This is a genomic window from Enterococcus sp. DIV1444a, assembly GCF_051712125.1.
Taxonomy (GTDB): Bacteria; Bacillota; Bacilli; order Lactobacillales; family Enterococcaceae; genus Enterococcus; species Enterococcus faecalis.
Genome location: NZ_JBIOOG010000001.1, coordinates 1755905 through 1771188, shown reverse-complemented (window position 1 = coordinate 1771188; position 15284 = coordinate 1755905). Strand labels below are relative to the sequence as shown.

Here is a 15284-nt window from a genome sequence, read left to right as displayed (position 1 = left end):
AAAACCTGAAACGAGGCTATTATTTATGAAAAAAATTTACGACGGACTGCCAGTTCATGACTATACAACAAAATTTTCCGTGTCGATTGTCTATGCCATTCTTGCATCAATTGCCATGAACTTTTTCTATCAACCAGGAAATATTTATTCCAGTGGCTTAACAGGCTTGGCCCAAATTTTAACAACCCTCTCAACCAAAATTGTCGGTTTTAATGTGCCCGTCTCCATTACATTGTATCTTTTAAATGTGCCGTTATTCTTTATTGCGTGGAAAAAAATAGGTAAGAAGTTTACAATTTTTACTTTTATAACCGTGACTTTAACTTCATTATTTATGCATATTGTTCCGCAAACGGTGATGACCCAAGATCCAATTATCTGTGCTATTTTTGGTGGGGCGATTTCTGGATCAGGAATTGGTTTTGTCTTAAAAAACGGGGTTTCTTCTGGGGGCTTAGATATTCTAAGCATTACCATTCGGAAAAAAACGGGGCGTTCCGTTGGCTCCATTTCAATTTATTTTAACGCCCTAATTGTCTTTGTTGCAGGTTATTTATTTGGTTGGCAGTACATGTTCTACAGTGCGTTATCAATTTTTGTAAGTGGGAAGGTCACAGATGCTGTTTATACTAAGCAAAAGAAAATGCAAGTTATGATTGTTACTAAAAACCCAGATCGAGTCGTGGATGAGATTCAGAAGAAAATGCGCCGCGGTATTACAATTATTCATGAAGCGGAAGGGGCGTATCGCCACGACCGCCAAACTGTTTTGCTAACTATTGTGACACGCTTTGAGTTGCCAAGTTTAGAAGCAGCCATGAAAGAAAGTGATCCGAATGCCTTTGTCAGCATCTCAGATAATGTTAAAATTTTAGGACGTTTTTACGAAGAAGATTACAAATAAAAGGGTATGAAGCAACAAGAGAATGGCTATGTCCAGTCTCTTGTTGCTTTTTTTTGAAAAATAAGTAAAAAATGCTTTGTGAAAGGACCAGAAATTCCCATTTAAACAAGAAGTTAATTGAAAGACGTTCGTGAATTCCTTTGCTTTTGGCTTAATTAGATCTGATTATTCGGAAATAAGTTGCTATTGTTTCTCACAAACGAATGCTTTGTTTGGATTTGAAAGAAAACGATGAAAAAAGAATCATTTTTATTGAAAAGACCCAAAAAAACTGGTACACTAAGTGTGTAATTGATAAGTACTTTTAATACTGTTATGAATAAATAGTAGGAAAAACGAACATCAATTCTATTTTTTTAAAGTTCATAGGTCGTTTTCAGTCTTACTTGGACATATTTCGACCCACAAAAGGAGCGCATCATGTTAAAAGAATTTAAAATGATTGAAGCAGTTGCTCCAGATATGCTCGATGTATTACAAGAAAGATTCCAAATTCTTCGCAATATTTATTGGATGCAACCTATTGGACGTAGAAGTTTATCAGAAACGATGGGAATTACAGAGCGAGTCTTGCGTACAGAAACAGATGTTTTAAAGCAACTCAACCTGATTGAACCTTCAAAAAGCGGAATGACATTAACAGAACGCGGTTTGGAAGTCTACCAAGGCTTAGAACTAGTCATGAATCAATTGCTTGGTATGCACCAAATCGAAAAAGAAATGACACAGTACTTTGGCATTCAACGTTGTATCGTTGTTGCAGGAGATAGTGATATCCAAAAGAAAGTTCTTTCGGACTTTGGAGATGTCTTAACCAATACGCTGAATTTACTCTTACCAAATGGTGAGAATACAATTGCGGTTATGGGTGGGACAACAATGGCCATGGTGGCCGAAAATATGGGATCACTAGAAACTGAAAAACGTCATAATTTGTTTGTTCCAGCCAGAGGAGGGATTGGTGAAGCAGTTTCTGTCCAAGCCAATTCAATTAGTGCTGTAATGGCCAACAAAACGGGTGGTAACTACCGGGCGTTATATGTCCCAGAACAATTGAGTCGTGAAACGTATAATAGTTTATTGCAAGAACCCTCGATTCAAGAAGTTCTTACGTTAATTAGTCATGCCAACTGTGTGGTGCACAGTATTGGTCGAGCGTTGCACATGGCGGCACGCCGAAAAATGTCTGATGACGAAATGGTTATGCTCAAACAAAAAAATGCCGTGGCGGAATCATTTGGTTATTTCTTTGATGAAGAAGGAAAAGTGGTCTATAAAATTCCACGAATTGGCCTTCAATTAAAAAACTTACAAGAAATTCCCTATGTCGTCGCAATTGCGGGCGGCAAAACGAAAGCAAAAGCCATTCGCGCATACATGAAAAACGCACCAAAACAAACGTGGCTCATCACAGATGAAGCTGCTGCAAACGAGATTTTAAAAGGGGTAACCCTTTAAAATAAAAAATTTTTGATTTTCATAAGGAGGAAATCTTTAATGACAGTTAAAGTAGGTATTAATGGATTTGGACGTATCGGACGCTTAGCTTTCCGTCGTATCCAAGATGTAGAAGGAATCGAAGTAGTTGCAATCAACGACTTAACAGATGCTAAAATGTTAGCACACTTGTTAAAATATGACACAACTCAAGGCCGTTTCAACGGTACAGTTGAAGTTCACGAAGGTTCATTCAACGTTAACGGCAAAGAAATCAAAGTTTTAGCTAACCGTAACCCTGAAGAATTACCATGGGGCGAATTAGGCGTAGACATCGTTTTAGAATGTACTGGTTTCTTTACTTCTAAAGAAGCTGCTGAAAAACATTTAACTGCTGGTGCAAAACGTGTAGTTATTTCAGCTCCTGGTGGTAACGATGTACCAACAATCGTTTACAACACAAACCATGAAACATTAACTGGAGAAGAAACTGTAATTTCAGGCGCTTCTTGTACTACAAACTGCTTAGCTCCAATGGCTAAAGCTTTACATGACAACTTTGGTGTTGTTGAAGGTTTAATGACAACTATCCACGCTTACACAGGTGACCAAATGACATTAGACGGACCACATCCTAAAGGCGACTTCCGTCGTGCGCGCGCTGCTGCTGCAAACATCGTACCTAACTCAACTGGTGCTGCTAAAGCAATCGGCTTAGTAATCCCAGAATTGAACGGTAAATTAGATGGTGCTGCTCAACGTGTTCCTGTAGCAACTGGTTCATTAACTGAATTAGTTACTGTATTAGACAAAGAAGTTACTGTTGATGAAGTGAATGCAGTAATGGAAAAAGCTGCTAACGAATCTTATGGTTATAACACAGACGAAATCGTTTCTTCTGATATCGTAGGTATGACTTACGGTTCATTATTCGATGCAACTCAAACAAAAGTTATGACAGTTGGCGACAAACAATTAGTTAAAACTGTTGCTTGGTATGACAACGAAATGTCATACACTGCTCAATTAGTTCGTACTTTAGAATACTTCGCTAACTTATAAGATTCATTCTTATCATTAGTGAAATTTGAACAATTGTGAAATAATAAGCGGGGAAGCAACGCGCTTCTCCGCTTTCTTTTTTTAAAAAAGAAAAATCCTAAAATTGACAATACAGGAGGTCTACTCATGGCTAAAAAGACAATTAAAGATGTAGATTTAAAAGACAAAAAAGTCCTTGTCCGTGTTGACTTTAACGTTCCGTTAAAAGATGGCGTGATCACAAACGATAATCGTATCGTAGCGGCTTTACCAACAATCAAATACGTGATTGAAAATGGCGGAAAAGCAATTCTTTTCTCTCATTTAGGTCGTGTAAAAACAGAAGAAGACAAAGCTGGTAAATCATTAAAACCAGTGGCTGAACGTTTAAGCGAATTACTAGGTCAACCAGTTACTTTTGTTCCAGAAACACGTGGTAAAGAATTAGAAGACGCTGTTAACAATATGAAAGATGGCGACGTTTTAGTATTTGAAAACACTCGTTTTGAAGATGTTGACGGCAAAAAAGAAAGCGGCAATGACGCTGAATTGGGTAAATACTGGGCTTCTTTAGGCGATGTATTTGTCAATGATGCTTTTGGTACTGCACACCGTGCACATGCCTCAAACGTTGGAATTGCTTCAACTGGTATCCCAACAGTTGCTGGTTTCTTAATGGAAAAAGAAATTAAATTCATCGGCGAAGCTGTTGAAAATCCAAAACGTCCATTCGTAGCAATCTTGGGTGGCGCAAAAGTTTCTGACAAAATCGCTGTCATTGAAAACCTAATTGAAAAAGCCGACAAAATTTTAATCGGTGGCGGTATGGCTTACACATTCATGAAAGCACAAGGCTATAGTGTTGGTTTATCTTTACTTGAAGAAGATAAAGTGGACTTAGCGAAAAGCTTAATGGAAAAAGCTGGCGACAAATTAGTTTTACCGGTTGATACAGTTGTCTCTAAAGAGTTCAGCAATGACGCTCCTTTCCACACGGTTCCTTCAACTGAAATCCCAGATGATGAAGAAGGCTTGGATATTGGTGAAAAAACAATTGAATTATTCGCTAACGAATTACAAGGTGCGAAAACAGTTGTTTGGAATGGACCAATGGGCGTATTTGAAATGAGTAACTTTGCCAAAGGAACAATTGGTGTTTGTGAAGCGATTGCTAATTTAGAAGACGCAACAACAATCATCGGTGGCGGGGACTCTGCTGCTGCAGCAATTCAATTAGGCTACGAAAACAAATTCTCTCACATCTCAACAGGTGGCGGAGCAAGTTTAGAATTATTAGAAGGCAAAACTTTACCAGGTTTAGCTTCTATTAACGATAAATAATCAGTTTAAAAGACAATATTTTTAAAAAAAGAAAAGGATGTGCTTTTCATGCGCAAACCAATTATCGCTGGTAACTGGAAAATGAACAAAACTTTAAGCGAAGCACAAAGCTTTGCAGAAGCAGTAAAAAATGCTGTTCCATCAAACGACGTTGTTGACGCTGTGATTGGATCTCCAGCATTATTCTTAGCTCCTTTAGCTTGGAACCTAAAAGATTCTGAAGTGAAATTAGCTGCACAAAACTGCTACTGGGAAAACGCTGGTGCCTTCACTGGTGAAAACTCACCAGCTGCAATTGCCGATTTAGGTGTAAACTATGTGATTATCGGACACTCTGAACGTCGCGAATATTTCCACGAAACAGATGAAGATATCAATAAAAAAGCCAAAGCAATCTTTGCAAATGGTATGACACCAATCTTCTGTTGTGGTGAAACTTTAGAAACGTATGAAGCTGGTAAAACAGCGGAATGGATCGAAGGTCAAATCACTAACGGCTTAGTTGGTTTATCAAACGAACAAGTTGCTTCAATGGTTATCGCTTACGAACCAATCTGGGCAATCGGAACTGGTAAATCTGCAGATGCTAATATTGCAGATGAAATCTGTGGTGTTGTTCGTTCAACAGTTGAAAAATTATACGGCAAAGAAGTTTCTGAAGCTGTTCGTATTCAATACGGTGGTTCTGTTAAACCAGAAAACATCGCTGAATATATGGCAAAAGAAAACGTTGACGGTGCTTTAGTCGGCGGCGCAAGCTTAGAAGCAGACTCATTCCTAGCTTTATTAGATGCTGTAAAATAAGAAATCACTAACGGTAACGTTTTCTCAATGACTTTTGCAAAAAAATGTTTGCATAGTTTGCGAGAATTAACTACAATCATACATGAGGGAATCCCCTTAGTATAAATACAAACTCAAAGGAGAGACAAAACATGTCAATTATTACTGATATTTACGCACGCGAAGTCTTAGACTCACGCGGTAACCCAACAATCGAAGTAGAAGTTTACACTGAAAGCGGAGCTTTCGGCCGTGGAATGGTTCCTTCAGGAGCTTCAACTGGTGAATACGAAGCAGTTGAATTACGTGATGGCGACAAAGCTCGTTACTTAGGTAAAGGTGTTACTAAAGCTGTAGATAACGTAAACAACATCATTGCTGAAGCAATCATCGGTTACGATGTACGCGATCAAATGGCTATCGATAAAGCAATGATCGATTTAGATGGAACTCCTAACAAAGGTAAATTAGGTGCTAACGCTATTCTTGGTGTGTCTATCGCCGTAGCTCGTGCTGCTGCTGATTACCTAGAAGTGCCTTTATATCACTACTTAGGCGGATTCAATACAAAAGTATTACCAACTCCAATGATGAACATCATCAACGGTGGATCACATGCTGACAACAGTATTGACTTCCAAGAATTCATGATCATGCCTGTAGGTGCGCCTACATTCAAAGAAGCTTTACGTATGGGTGCAGAAGTATTCCACGCATTAGCTTCAATCTTAAAAGGTCGCGGCTTAGCTACTTCAGTAGGTGACGAAGGTGGTTTCGCTCCTAACTTAGGTTCAAACGAAGAAGGTTTCGAAGTAATCATCGAAGCTATCGAAAAAGCTGGCTATGTTCCTGGTAAAGACGTTGTTCTTGCTATGGATGCTGCTTCTTCAGAATTCTACGACAAAGAAAAAGGCGTTTACGTTTTAGCTGACTCAGGCGAAGGCGAAAAAACAACTGAAGAAATGATCGCGTTCTACGAAGAATTAGTTTCTAAATACCCAATCATTTCAATCGAAGACGGCTTAGACGAAAACGACTGGGACGGATTCAAAAAATTAACTGAAGTATTAGGCGACAAAGTTCAACTAGTTGGTGACGATTTATTCGTAACAAACACAACTAAATTAGCTGAAGGTATCGAAAAAGGTATCGCTAACTCAATCCTAATCAAAGTTAACCAAATCGGTACTTTAACTGAAACATTTGAAGCAATCGAAATGGCTAAAGAAGCTGGCTACACTGCAGTTGTATCTCACCGTTCTGGTGAAACAGAAGATTCAACAATCTCTGATATCGCTGTTGCAACAAACGCTGGTCAAATCAAAACTGGTTCATTAAGCCGTACAGACCGTATTGCTAAATACAACCAATTATTACGTATCGAAGATCAATTAGGCGATGTAGCTGAATACAAAGGCTTAAAATCTTTCTACAACTTAAAAAACAAATAATTCATTTAATGAATAACGCTTAAAGGGACAATTGGTTAATGAATCAATTCTCCTTATACTCGGACGTAAAAACACGCCTTTCTGCAAAGAAAGGCGTGTTTTTTTTATATTTATATAAATATTGAAAAAATATATTAGAAATAATTTCAACCATACATTGCTCTATAATCACTTGTTTAAAAATAACAAAACATTAACAAAATAACATTATATAAAATTTTAATAAAACAAAATAATTGTTATTTTATAATTTTAGTATTGACTGGTTTCAGATAACGCTGTACGCTTAAAGAAATAGTATAGAATTTCACAAAAAAATGAAAACACAAATTTAACTTGGAGGATGTTGAGTAGTGAGCAACGGGAAAAAGATTTTTATTAGTCATAGTTCAAAGGATCAAGAATATGTGGATGCGTTTATCCAATTATTGAAAAAAAGGATAAATGTAAAGCTACTTGTGCATTTTAATTAGAATCCTAAAATAATTTTAGAGGAGGTCCTAAAATTGAAAGTAAATTTATATAAAATTTTAACTGAAAAAGAGGAAGAATTTTTTGAGCAAATTAATTTAGAATATAAAATGGAAAGTGATGAAGTTCGTCAATATAGACAAAAAAGTGTACATATTCAGTTATATATTGATCGAAATAACTTAGAGAGAACTCCAAAATGGCAATGGATAATTGATGAATTGACAGAAGGAATATATCTAAAAACTTATGGGGCACCCAAAGGAATTTTAACAGTTTCTTTGGATGATGAGTTGTATGCGTTTTCTTTTAGTCATGCGCATCATTGTGTTCATAAGTTTGCAGATAAAGAATTTGCCTTTCGTTTTGCGAGAAAGTTAGACTACAAAGAAATAAAGCGTACAGCTAAAGCAGCGCCGCATAGTTCTAAGGTAAAGATGATTGATGCTTTTAAAGATAATAAATACTTTGATTTTGATAGTGGTGAAGCTTATTTAAAAGTTAAAGCTACCCAAAAATTACCAAGAGATTTTGGAATATATAAAGAAAATATCGAAATTGGGGATGCTTTATCTGTTGAGTTGAAAAATGACTGTCTAACACACATGTTAGCGCTTGTATTTTATGCAAAAAGAATCATTACATCTGAGAAAGAAGAAATAAAAATTCCATTATTGAAGAAATTGGACAAGAATGATGATAATCTTATTAAGAAATTAGACGGGAAATTAATAAAAAAAATAATTGATGGAGAAACACCTATTTATTTTTCAGATTTTGACATTATAGGAAACATAGAGAGTTTTAATGATTATAGTACGGAATATACAGTACATTATTTAAATAGAAAACCGGTTTTTTTAGATGGATTTGACATCAATGATTTACGCATGTTCATTGAAAAAAACAAATTAATAGGTGAAGATATTTTTAAAATCTTTATAGGTAAAGAAATTGAAGGCAAAAGAAAAAAATATGAGATAAAGAAAATCTTAGATTACACAGATGAAGAAGAGCGTTATACACTACTAAATGGTGAATGGTATTCTTATAATAATGACTATCTAGATTATTTAAACGATTCACTTAGTGAAATCCCAGTAATCTATAATCCTGAGTATGATTTTTCTAAAAAAAGGCATGAAACTTTTTGTGCTAAGAAATATGAAGAAGAAAAAAATAGTTCTGACTATACTGGCAAAACAAAAAAAGAGATTGAACAGTCAATAAAAAGAAAATACTATAAAGAAAGAGTTTATAATTTCTTGCTAGCAGAAGAAAATGAACATTTGGAGAATCATGATCGTCAGTTGACCAAACTTTCTAATAATGAAGACATTGAGATTGCAGATATATACTGTAAAGAAACGCAAACATTATTTGCAGTTAAAATCGGTGATGCATCATCTAAGCTAAGTTATGTAGTTACTCAATCACTTGCTTCTTTAGACATTATTCGTTCAGGATTAGTAAAAGATATACCATCTGTAGAAAAAATAGGTTTATGGCTTGTATTAGATAAGAAGAATAAGTTGATTGAGCGAGAAAAAGGAATACCAGACTTAACATATTTGAAAATGTTTTTATTCAAAAATTATTTAGACAATTGGAAAAAACATGTATTATATTCTTCTAAAAAGCCGGTTATCTATATAAACTATATGATAGAGTAGAGCAACTTAAAATTTGAGAAAAAGTTTCTCAACGGTTGCCGCCGCTAAGAAAACTAGTTCAGTGCACAGGCTGATCGTTTCAGTAAAAATTTTAAAGATGCTAGTAATTTCACTGAAAATCGGGTACACTAAAATTAGCTAGTGTAACTAGCAAAAAAGGCAACTGGAATAGATAGGTTGTGCTGTCTATGAAGGGCTTTGTTTGTCAGGTGGTGCTGACAAACAAAGTGCCTTTTTTCTTTTTCTCAACATTTTAAGGACAAAAAACGATTGCAACATGTCACAATCGCTAACCTCGGAGAAAAAGGAATTTTTCTCCAATGGCCATTTCGATAACCTGTTGTGTGTTTCGAAACATTCAGAACGGTGGTGCGCTCTTTCAGTGCCTAATTATCCAATTCGTTTCTTGTTCCTCTATTTACAGTATACTGAATGAAAGCCTATTCTGCAATGATAGAATCAGGTTCCTATGATTAAATAACATAAAAAATGGGCTCCTTATATAAAGAAAAATAACAAAAGAAATTTTGACTAGAAGAGTCAATTTTACTGCTTTTTAAATTTTTTTACGGCACTTATTCTTTTAACATGTATTAAAGTTTAAATTTAAGAGAAGTATAGTATAATGAGAAGGAGTTATTTTTTCAGAAAGTAGGAAAACCAATGACAAAACCGAAAATCTATACAATGACCTTTGCCAGTGTTTACCCGCTATATATTCAAAAAGCAGAACGTAAAAATCGAACGCAAGCGGAGGTTGACGAAATTATTTACTGGTTAACTGGTTATGATGAAAAAGGCTTGCAACAACAATTGGCTCAAAAAGTAACGATGGAAACTTTTTTTGAAGAAGCGCCCAATTTTAATGAAAACGCCCAATTGATTAAAGGCGTAATTTGTGGCTATCGCGTGGAAGAAATTGAAGATCCTTTAATGCAAAAAATCCGTTACCTAGATAAGTTAATCGATGAATTGGCCAAGGGAAAAGCGATGGAAAAAATTTTAAAAACATGAAAACAGGGTCTCATTGAGACCCTGTTTTCATGTTTTCTTGTACACGGAATTTAACTATTTCCTGTATTAATGAAAGAGGTAACTCTTGCGTGTAGGGAAATTGAATGGCACCTTTCGAGGTTTTAAAAGGGCGTAATTCTTTGCTGAAACGCTGGATGGCTGATGGCGTAGGATAGAAACCTAAATGTTGCTTGGCCGCTGCAAAATGCACTAAATTGCCATTTAAGTAAAAGGTCGGCATTCCATAAGCGATTTTTTCAGTAGTCTCCTGAGGAACAACCGCTAAAATTGCTTGGTAGATTTCTGTTAACTGTGTTTGATGTTGGGGTTGTTGGCGAATATAGTTTGCAATGATGGTCATATAAAAACACCTCCGTTTGTTTCAGTATACTATGTAAAAAATAAAAGGCGCAGAGGATACAAAAAAACCGTCTAGTATTTTTTCTTTACTAAACGGCTTTTAGCTTAAATAACTACCTAAAGGGTCTTGCATGGAAATGTTTGTCACTCCTTAGTTTAATTGTTTTAAGTGTGCAATTGCTTCTTCAATTGTGTGACCAGTTGCTGTTTTACTTTCATTTTTTGCATCAAAAACAATGAAAATATTTTTGTCTGTGTCTAATTGAATACGGTATTGAATGTTTTTTACTTTGTAAGTCATAGTTATTCTCCTTTCATAAAGTACTCTAAAAAGGCGACGATAACTGATAACGAAATTCCATTGTTACTATACCACTGGAAAATTATTTTTGCAACAAATAACATTTTTTCTTTACCATTCCTTAGACTTCTTTGCTAGCTACTTCTTTACATTCTTTTTCAAGAAGCATAAAATAAATACATTACTAGTTTTTGAATAGGAGATCGATGTGAAAAAGAGAGTTGAAAAATTTAGACGATGGCCCTACCGCTACCTTTTGTATGGAATCGGGTTCATCTTATTAATTATTTTTAGTAATTTATATTTGCAATGGTGTCAGAATAACTTGTCTGTTGATTTAGCCTTCAAGTTTGCTTTTTCGTGGCATACGGAAAAGTTTTTCTTAGGTTGTTTTGTGCTAAGCGTTTTTTTACTTTTTTTATGTAGTTTGGCAGGCTCATTAGGAGTTGGCGCTCTTTTATATAGTGTCATAATAGGTGTTTTAGGATTTGCGGACTATCAAAAGATGTTTTATCGTGTCGAACCTATTTACCCAGACGACTTAAAAATGATCACAGAAGTTAGTTTATTAAAAGAAATGGTTGGTTTATGGCCGTTTATTTTTGTGGTAGCGTTAGGTTGTGTAGCACTTTTTTTCTTAGGAAAAGCTTTTTATAAAAGTTTCTTTTTATCGAAGAAAAAACAAACGATTCGTGTGTTAAGTCTTGTACTTTCAATTGGTCTATTTTCATATATTGGTGATTTTAACAATCCGCAAAATTTGTTACGTAAAGCCTATAATAAAACCGCGTTATGGATTCCTTACAGCCAAAAAATGAATTACTACAATACAGGATTTATTGGTGGTTTTCTATATAATTTAAAAGTAGAGGCTATGGACCAACCAAAGGGTTATTCAAAAGAAGCTATTTCAGAAATTACTCAGAAGTATCAAAAGTTGGCCGAGACGAAAACAGTGCCGAGCAATGAGCAACCCAATATTGTGTTTGTCATGAGTGAAAGTTTTTCAAATCCAGATCATCTGAAAGGTTTGTCCATTATTGGTAATCCTTTAGCTGATTATCAGCAAATCGCTGATAAAACTTACAGTGGCCAGATGCTTTCACAAAACTACGGGGGTGGAACTGCGAATATTGAATTTGAAGCCTTAACAAGTTTTTCGATGGAATTAATGAATGGCCAAATGACTACCCCTTATACGATGATGATTCCTAAGATGACGGAATTGCCTTCCATTGTTTCATTACTTAAGGAACAAAAGTATCAAACAACGGCTATTCATCCGTACAATACATCTATGTATAAACGAAAAGATGTGTATAAAATTTTAGGTTTTGATCAATTTATCAATGAAAAAACAATGAACTATACAGAAAAACTAGAAAATAATCCTTACATTTCAGATCAAGCAGCATATCAGGAAGTGACGACACTGCTTAAAGAAAAAGAGCAACCACAATTTATTCATTTAGTTACTATGCAAACACATATGCCTTATGAGAATAAATACCCAACGTCCAGTTATTTTTCTCAAGGAAACGGCAATCAAGTCGCGCTCAATAATTACTTGCAAGATATTGCCTACAGTAGCGAAGCTTTGAAAAATTTCCTACAAGAAATCGAAAAAATGCCCAAACGCACATTAGTCGTTTTTTGGGGAGATCACTTACCAAGTATTTATGATGAAAACATTCAAGCGTTGAATGAAGGGGCAGCCCTTCACCAGACAGAATTTCTAATGTATGATACGGCGAACCAGTTAACAGAAAAAAATCAGCATCAAGCAATCATTAGTCCATTTTATTTTGCTCCCTCACTTTTCCAACAAAGTGGCTTACCGCAATCGGGATTTTACGCTATGCTAAATGAGGTACAAGGACAATTGCCTGCTTTTGAAAAGGGAAATTACTATCTCGGTGGGGAATGGAAAAAAACAGTAGAAATGAATAAAAAGCAAGAACAACTATATGAGGAATACCGACTGATTCAATATGACATTGTTTCAGGGAAGCAATATAGTTTAGAAAATCAATTTTTTAGCTAAAAAAAACACACGAAACATTCGTGTGTTTTTTGATTTTTATTTTAAAGTTTTACGATAAACAATGACATAATAGCTGAAAGCTAACAGACAAGCAAAACTTAAAAAGTAAAGCGGTAAGACCCAAATGGTACCATTGTGAAAGTAACTAATCAAATAGGTAAAGAAACTAACAAACAAGTAATAGACAAAACTAAAAATCCCACTAGCAGTACCAATCACAGATTCATAGCCTTTTAAGGCCATACTTAAGGCATTTGGCAGAGTAATATTAATCCCTAAGAAAAAGAGAAAAATAAACAAAATAAGACCAATGATTGTTTCAAATTGTGTCATTATTAATAAACAGCAAGCCGCAAAGATACTTAGCAGCAAACCAGCAAAGGCAATTTTTTCCGCTGACCAATATCCCAGCAACCAATTGATAAGAACCGCAGCAAGAATACTAGACCCAGCTAAAACTAAACCAAGAAAGCCATATTGGACACTGCTAAAGCCAAAGTGATTGATGAAAATAAACGGAGCTTCTGCATAGTAGCTAAACAATAAACCATTAATGACCCCAATCAATATGCCGTAGCACCAAACTTTCGAGTCGAAGGAAAGGCGTTTCGCCACAGACCAAAAAGGCGCTTTCGTTAAGGTGTTTCCTAAGTGAAAGGTTTCTGGTAAACGATAAAAACTATAGAAAAGTAATAGAACAGCCATGACAATTAAGGTGCTAAAGACATGCTGATAGCCAAAATAGGTTTGAACAAGTCCGCCGACTAAGGGTCCGATAGCAGGAGATAGCGATAGGGCAGCGCTTGTTTGAGCAAAAATTTTCCCTCTTTGAAGATCGTTAAAGCTTTCCCGCATCATCGATTGGGTAATGACAGAACCAACGCTTGCACCAAAGGCTTGAATTAAACGGAAGAATAACAGCCAAGGAAATGTCGGACTCAAAAAAAGGCCAATATTTCCAATTAAATAGCATAAAATTCCTAATAACATAGCTGGGCGACGTCCAATCGTATCGGATAGAATTCCCCAGAATAAAACGCCAACGGCAAAGGCAACAAAATAAATACTCATGGTTAATTGTGCCACGCTATCGTGAATGTTAAAAGCAGAACTAAGCGCGGGCAAAATAGGTGTGAAAATCGACTCGCTGATTTGTGGAAATCCCACAAGCAAAATAATAATTAGTAATGATGGGACGGTGTTTCGGGTGTTTTTCATGATTTTTCTCCTTAAAAGTTTAATCTAATCAAAAACACCCATTGTCTTTTACAACCGCCAAATTTAAAATAAGTAAAATAATGTCACCAACTTTCCTTGAAATTTTTTATTATACAAAGTCTAAATGAAGAAGTGCTTCTTCTTGACTAAATTCATAAGTGTAACGACCAGATAAACCGGCAAGCTCACCTGATGCTTGAAATAGTTCACCAGGGCAGTCTAAAAGACCCTGGGTAAACGTCCCTTTTTCGCAAGCAGTAAAGGTGCCTTTTTTTCCTAAATAAGTTCCTTCGAAATGGAGGAAACCGACCACTTGAGCCACAGCTTCAAGCCCATCAGCCATTGAAGAGCCTTGATAAGTCATTAAGTATTCCACAGAAGCTGTCCCAGATAAGGCGCCTGACAATTGATAAGTAGCGCTCGCTTGATTCACTGGGAAATTTTCATTAAGATTGTCAATCGGTTGTTCTTGCCAACTAGATACAGTAAATGATGCTTGCTCCATTGCTGTCCCTTCTTTCTTATTAATAAGAATAGGGTAGCGGGAAGCGCACTATTTGTCAACAATCCACCACTTTAACTCTTCATTTTTTGCACAAAAGAATGTAACGCTAAGCGGTTGATGTGATAAGCAGTTCCTTGTTTTTGAATAAAGCCGCGCTCTCGAAATTGTTTGAAGGTATAAATAAGATGGCGATAACTAACCCCTAAGTATTCGGCAATCTCAGTATGTTTTTCTTTATAAACATCTTCGTGATTAGCGGCAACCAATAGCAATTCCGCTAACCGATAACTTAGTTCATAGGTCTGATTCGTTGTAAAGTGGTCCACCCGTTGGAGCATTTTTTTCCCTAGATAATGGCTGAGTTGCTGCATAAAAAGCACCTTGTTTTTTAAAACAGTTTCTGCGTAAGCTAAAGGTACAGCTAAACAACAGGTTTCTCCTATGGCGATAACGTCCTTGGTTATTGTTTCCGCTTGAACTAATGTTAAATCGCCAATTAAATCACCTGTCGTTAAAAACTGAACAATGGATTGGCGCCCATTGCGTTCTGTTTTTAAAATTTTCGCTTTTCCTTTGATTAAATAAAAAAGATAATTTAATGGCTCTGCTTGGTGATGAATGAATTCTTGATTTTCAAAATCGATAATAAAACTATGTTTTAAATCAGTTTCATTAAAAAAAGGCGTATTTTTAGCTAATGCTTGTTTCGGTGATCGTTGGTAGGCTGTTTTAAGCATTTTT

The 15284-nt window shown here is 35.7% G+C and carries 14 protein-coding genes and 1 pseudogene; 10 read left to right on the top strand and 5 right to left on the bottom strand.

Annotation, left to right across the window (positions count from 1 at the left end):
• Nucleotides 1-25 precede the first annotated feature (25 nt).
• The 9 genes and pseudogenes from IGI87_RS08635 (at nucleotide 26) to IGI87_RS08595 (ending at nucleotide 10115) form a co-directional block, all read left to right on the top strand.
• Nucleotides 26-904, top strand: a complete 879-nt coding sequence (locus IGI87_RS08635) for a YitT family protein (RefSeq protein WP_002357090.1) — start codon at nucleotides 26-28, stop codon at nucleotides 902-904.
• A gap of 420 nt (nucleotides 905-1324) precedes the next feature.
• The gene (locus IGI87_RS08630) at nucleotides 1325-2362 is read left to right on the top strand and encodes a sugar-binding transcriptional regulator (RefSeq protein WP_002357092.1); all 1038 of its coding nucleotides are present in this window, start codon (nucleotides 1325-1327) and stop codon (nucleotides 2360-2362) included.
• Between the two features lie 39 nt (nucleotides 2363-2401).
• Nucleotides 2402-3403, top strand: a complete 1002-nt coding sequence (gap, locus tag IGI87_RS08625) for a type I glyceraldehyde-3-phosphate dehydrogenase (RefSeq protein ID WP_002357093.1) — start codon at nucleotides 2402-2404, stop codon at nucleotides 3401-3403.
• 126 nt (nucleotides 3404-3529) lie between these two features.
• Complete coding sequence (locus IGI87_RS08620; RefSeq protein WP_002357094.1) at nucleotides 3530-4723, top strand: phosphoglycerate kinase; 1194 nt, start codon at nucleotides 3530-3532, stop codon at nucleotides 4721-4723.
• A gap of 48 nt (nucleotides 4724-4771) precedes the next feature.
• A complete protein-coding gene (gene tpiA / locus IGI87_RS08615; RefSeq protein ID WP_002362045.1) occupies nucleotides 4772-5527 on the top strand; it encodes a triose-phosphate isomerase in 756 nt (251 codons plus the stop codon).
• Nucleotides 5528-5658: 131 nt separating this feature from the next.
• Nucleotides 5659-6957 (top strand): phosphopyruvate hydratase, encoded by a 1299-nt coding sequence (gene eno, locus IGI87_RS08610; protein WP_002357098.1) that lies wholly within the window; start codon nucleotides 5659-5661, stop codon nucleotides 6955-6957.
• Between the two features lie 353 nt (nucleotides 6958-7310).
• Nucleotides 7311-7394 (top strand): annotated as a pseudogene (locus IGI87_RS08605) (toll/interleukin-1 receptor domain-containing protein); the annotation flags it as partial.
• Nucleotides 7395-7463: 69 nt separating this feature from the next.
• The gene (locus tag IGI87_RS08600) at nucleotides 7464-9101 is read left to right on the top strand and encodes a DUF6119 family protein (RefSeq protein WP_438736671.1); all 1638 of its coding nucleotides are present in this window, start codon (nucleotides 7464-7466) and stop codon (nucleotides 9099-9101) included.
• A gap of 663 nt (nucleotides 9102-9764) precedes the next feature.
• A complete protein-coding gene (locus tag IGI87_RS08595; protein WP_438736669.1) occupies nucleotides 9765-10115 on the top strand; it encodes a DUF2200 domain-containing protein in 351 nt (116 codons plus the stop codon).
• A gap of 10 nt (nucleotides 10116-10125) precedes the next feature.
• Here IGI87_RS08595 and IGI87_RS08590 read toward each other — a convergent pair whose 3' ends face one another.
• Together IGI87_RS08590 and IGI87_RS08585 are read right to left on the bottom strand one after the other, a co-directional pair.
• Nucleotides 10126-10476 (bottom strand): iron chaperone, encoded by a 351-nt coding sequence (locus IGI87_RS08590; protein WP_002387299.1) that lies wholly within the window; start codon nucleotides 10474-10476, stop codon nucleotides 10126-10128.
• A gap of 150 nt (nucleotides 10477-10626) precedes the next feature.
• Nucleotides 10627-10776: a hypothetical protein gene (locus IGI87_RS08585; protein ID WP_002357118.1), complete on the bottom strand. Its 150-nt coding sequence runs from the start codon at nucleotides 10774-10776 to the stop codon at nucleotides 10627-10629.
• A 208-nt stretch (nucleotides 10777-10984) separates the two neighbouring features.
• Here IGI87_RS08585 and IGI87_RS08580 point away from each other — a divergent pair, with 208 nt between their 5' ends.
• Nucleotides 10985-12820 carry an LTA synthase family protein gene (locus IGI87_RS08580; RefSeq protein ID WP_438736667.1) on the top strand — a complete coding sequence of 612 codons (1836 nt, stop codon included), beginning with the start codon at nucleotides 10985-10987 and terminating at the stop codon, nucleotides 12818-12820.
• Between the two features lie 36 nt (nucleotides 12821-12856).
• Here the strand turns inward: IGI87_RS08580 and IGI87_RS08575 are convergent, their stop codons facing one another.
• From IGI87_RS08575 to yeiL, 3 genes are all read right to left on the bottom strand, one after another.
• Nucleotides 12857-14038 carry a multidrug effflux MFS transporter gene (locus IGI87_RS08575; protein ID WP_438736665.1) on the bottom strand — a complete coding sequence of 394 codons (1182 nt, stop codon included), beginning with the start codon at nucleotides 14036-14038 and terminating at the stop codon, nucleotides 12857-12859.
• A 109-nt stretch (nucleotides 14039-14147) separates the two neighbouring features.
• Nucleotides 14148-14543 carry a DUF3224 domain-containing protein gene (locus tag IGI87_RS08570; protein ID WP_002362038.1) on the bottom strand — a complete coding sequence of 132 codons (396 nt, stop codon included), beginning with the start codon at nucleotides 14541-14543 and terminating at the stop codon, nucleotides 14148-14150.
• 71 nt (nucleotides 14544-14614) lie between these two features.
• Nucleotides 14615-15280, bottom strand: a complete 666-nt coding sequence (gene yeiL, locus IGI87_RS08565; protein WP_113794265.1) for a transcriptional regulator YeiL — start codon at nucleotides 15278-15280, stop codon at nucleotides 14615-14617.
• Nucleotides 15281-15284: the final 4 nt, after the last annotated feature.

Bases quoted from the DNA above. Each gene is read 5' to 3' on its own strand.
- IGI87_RS08570 (WP_002362038.1), bottom strand. From the start codon at position 14,543: ATGGAGCAAGCATCATTTACTGTATCTAGTTGGCAAGAACAACCGATT.
- gap (WP_002357093.1), top strand. From the start codon at position 2,402: ATGACAGTTAAAGTAGGTATTAATGGATTTGGACGTATCGGACGCTTA.
- eno (WP_002357098.1), top strand. From the start codon at position 5,659: ATGTCAATTATTACTGATATTTACGCACGCGAAGTCTTAGACTCACGC.
- IGI87_RS08620 (WP_002357094.1), top strand. From the start codon at position 3,530: ATGGCTAAAAAGACAATTAAAGATGTAGATTTAAAAGACAAAAAAGTC.
- IGI87_RS08590 (WP_002387299.1), bottom strand. From the start codon at position 10,476: ATGACCATCATTGCAAACTATATTCGCCAACAACCCCAACATCAAACA.
- IGI87_RS08595 (WP_438736669.1), top strand. From the start codon at position 9,765: ATGACAAAACCGAAAATCTATACAATGACCTTTGCCAGTGTTTACCCG.
- IGI87_RS08630 (WP_002357092.1), top strand. From the start codon at position 1,325: ATGTTAAAAGAATTTAAAATGATTGAAGCAGTTGCTCCAGATATGCTC.
- IGI87_RS08575 (WP_438736665.1), bottom strand. From the start codon at position 14,038: ATGAAAAACACCCGAAACACCGTCCCATCATTACTAATTATTATTTTG.
- IGI87_RS08635 (WP_002357090.1), top strand. From the start codon at position 26: ATGAAAAAAATTTACGACGGACTGCCAGTTCATGACTATACAACAAAA.
- yeiL (WP_113794265.1), bottom strand. From the start codon at position 15,280: ATGCTTAAAACAGCCTACCAACGATCACCGAAACAAGCATTAGCTAAA.
- IGI87_RS08585 (WP_002357118.1), bottom strand. From the start codon at position 10,776: ATGACTTACAAAGTAAAAAACATTCAATACCGTATTCAATTAGACACA.
- tpiA (WP_002362045.1), top strand. From the start codon at position 4,772: ATGCGCAAACCAATTATCGCTGGTAACTGGAAAATGAACAAAACTTTA.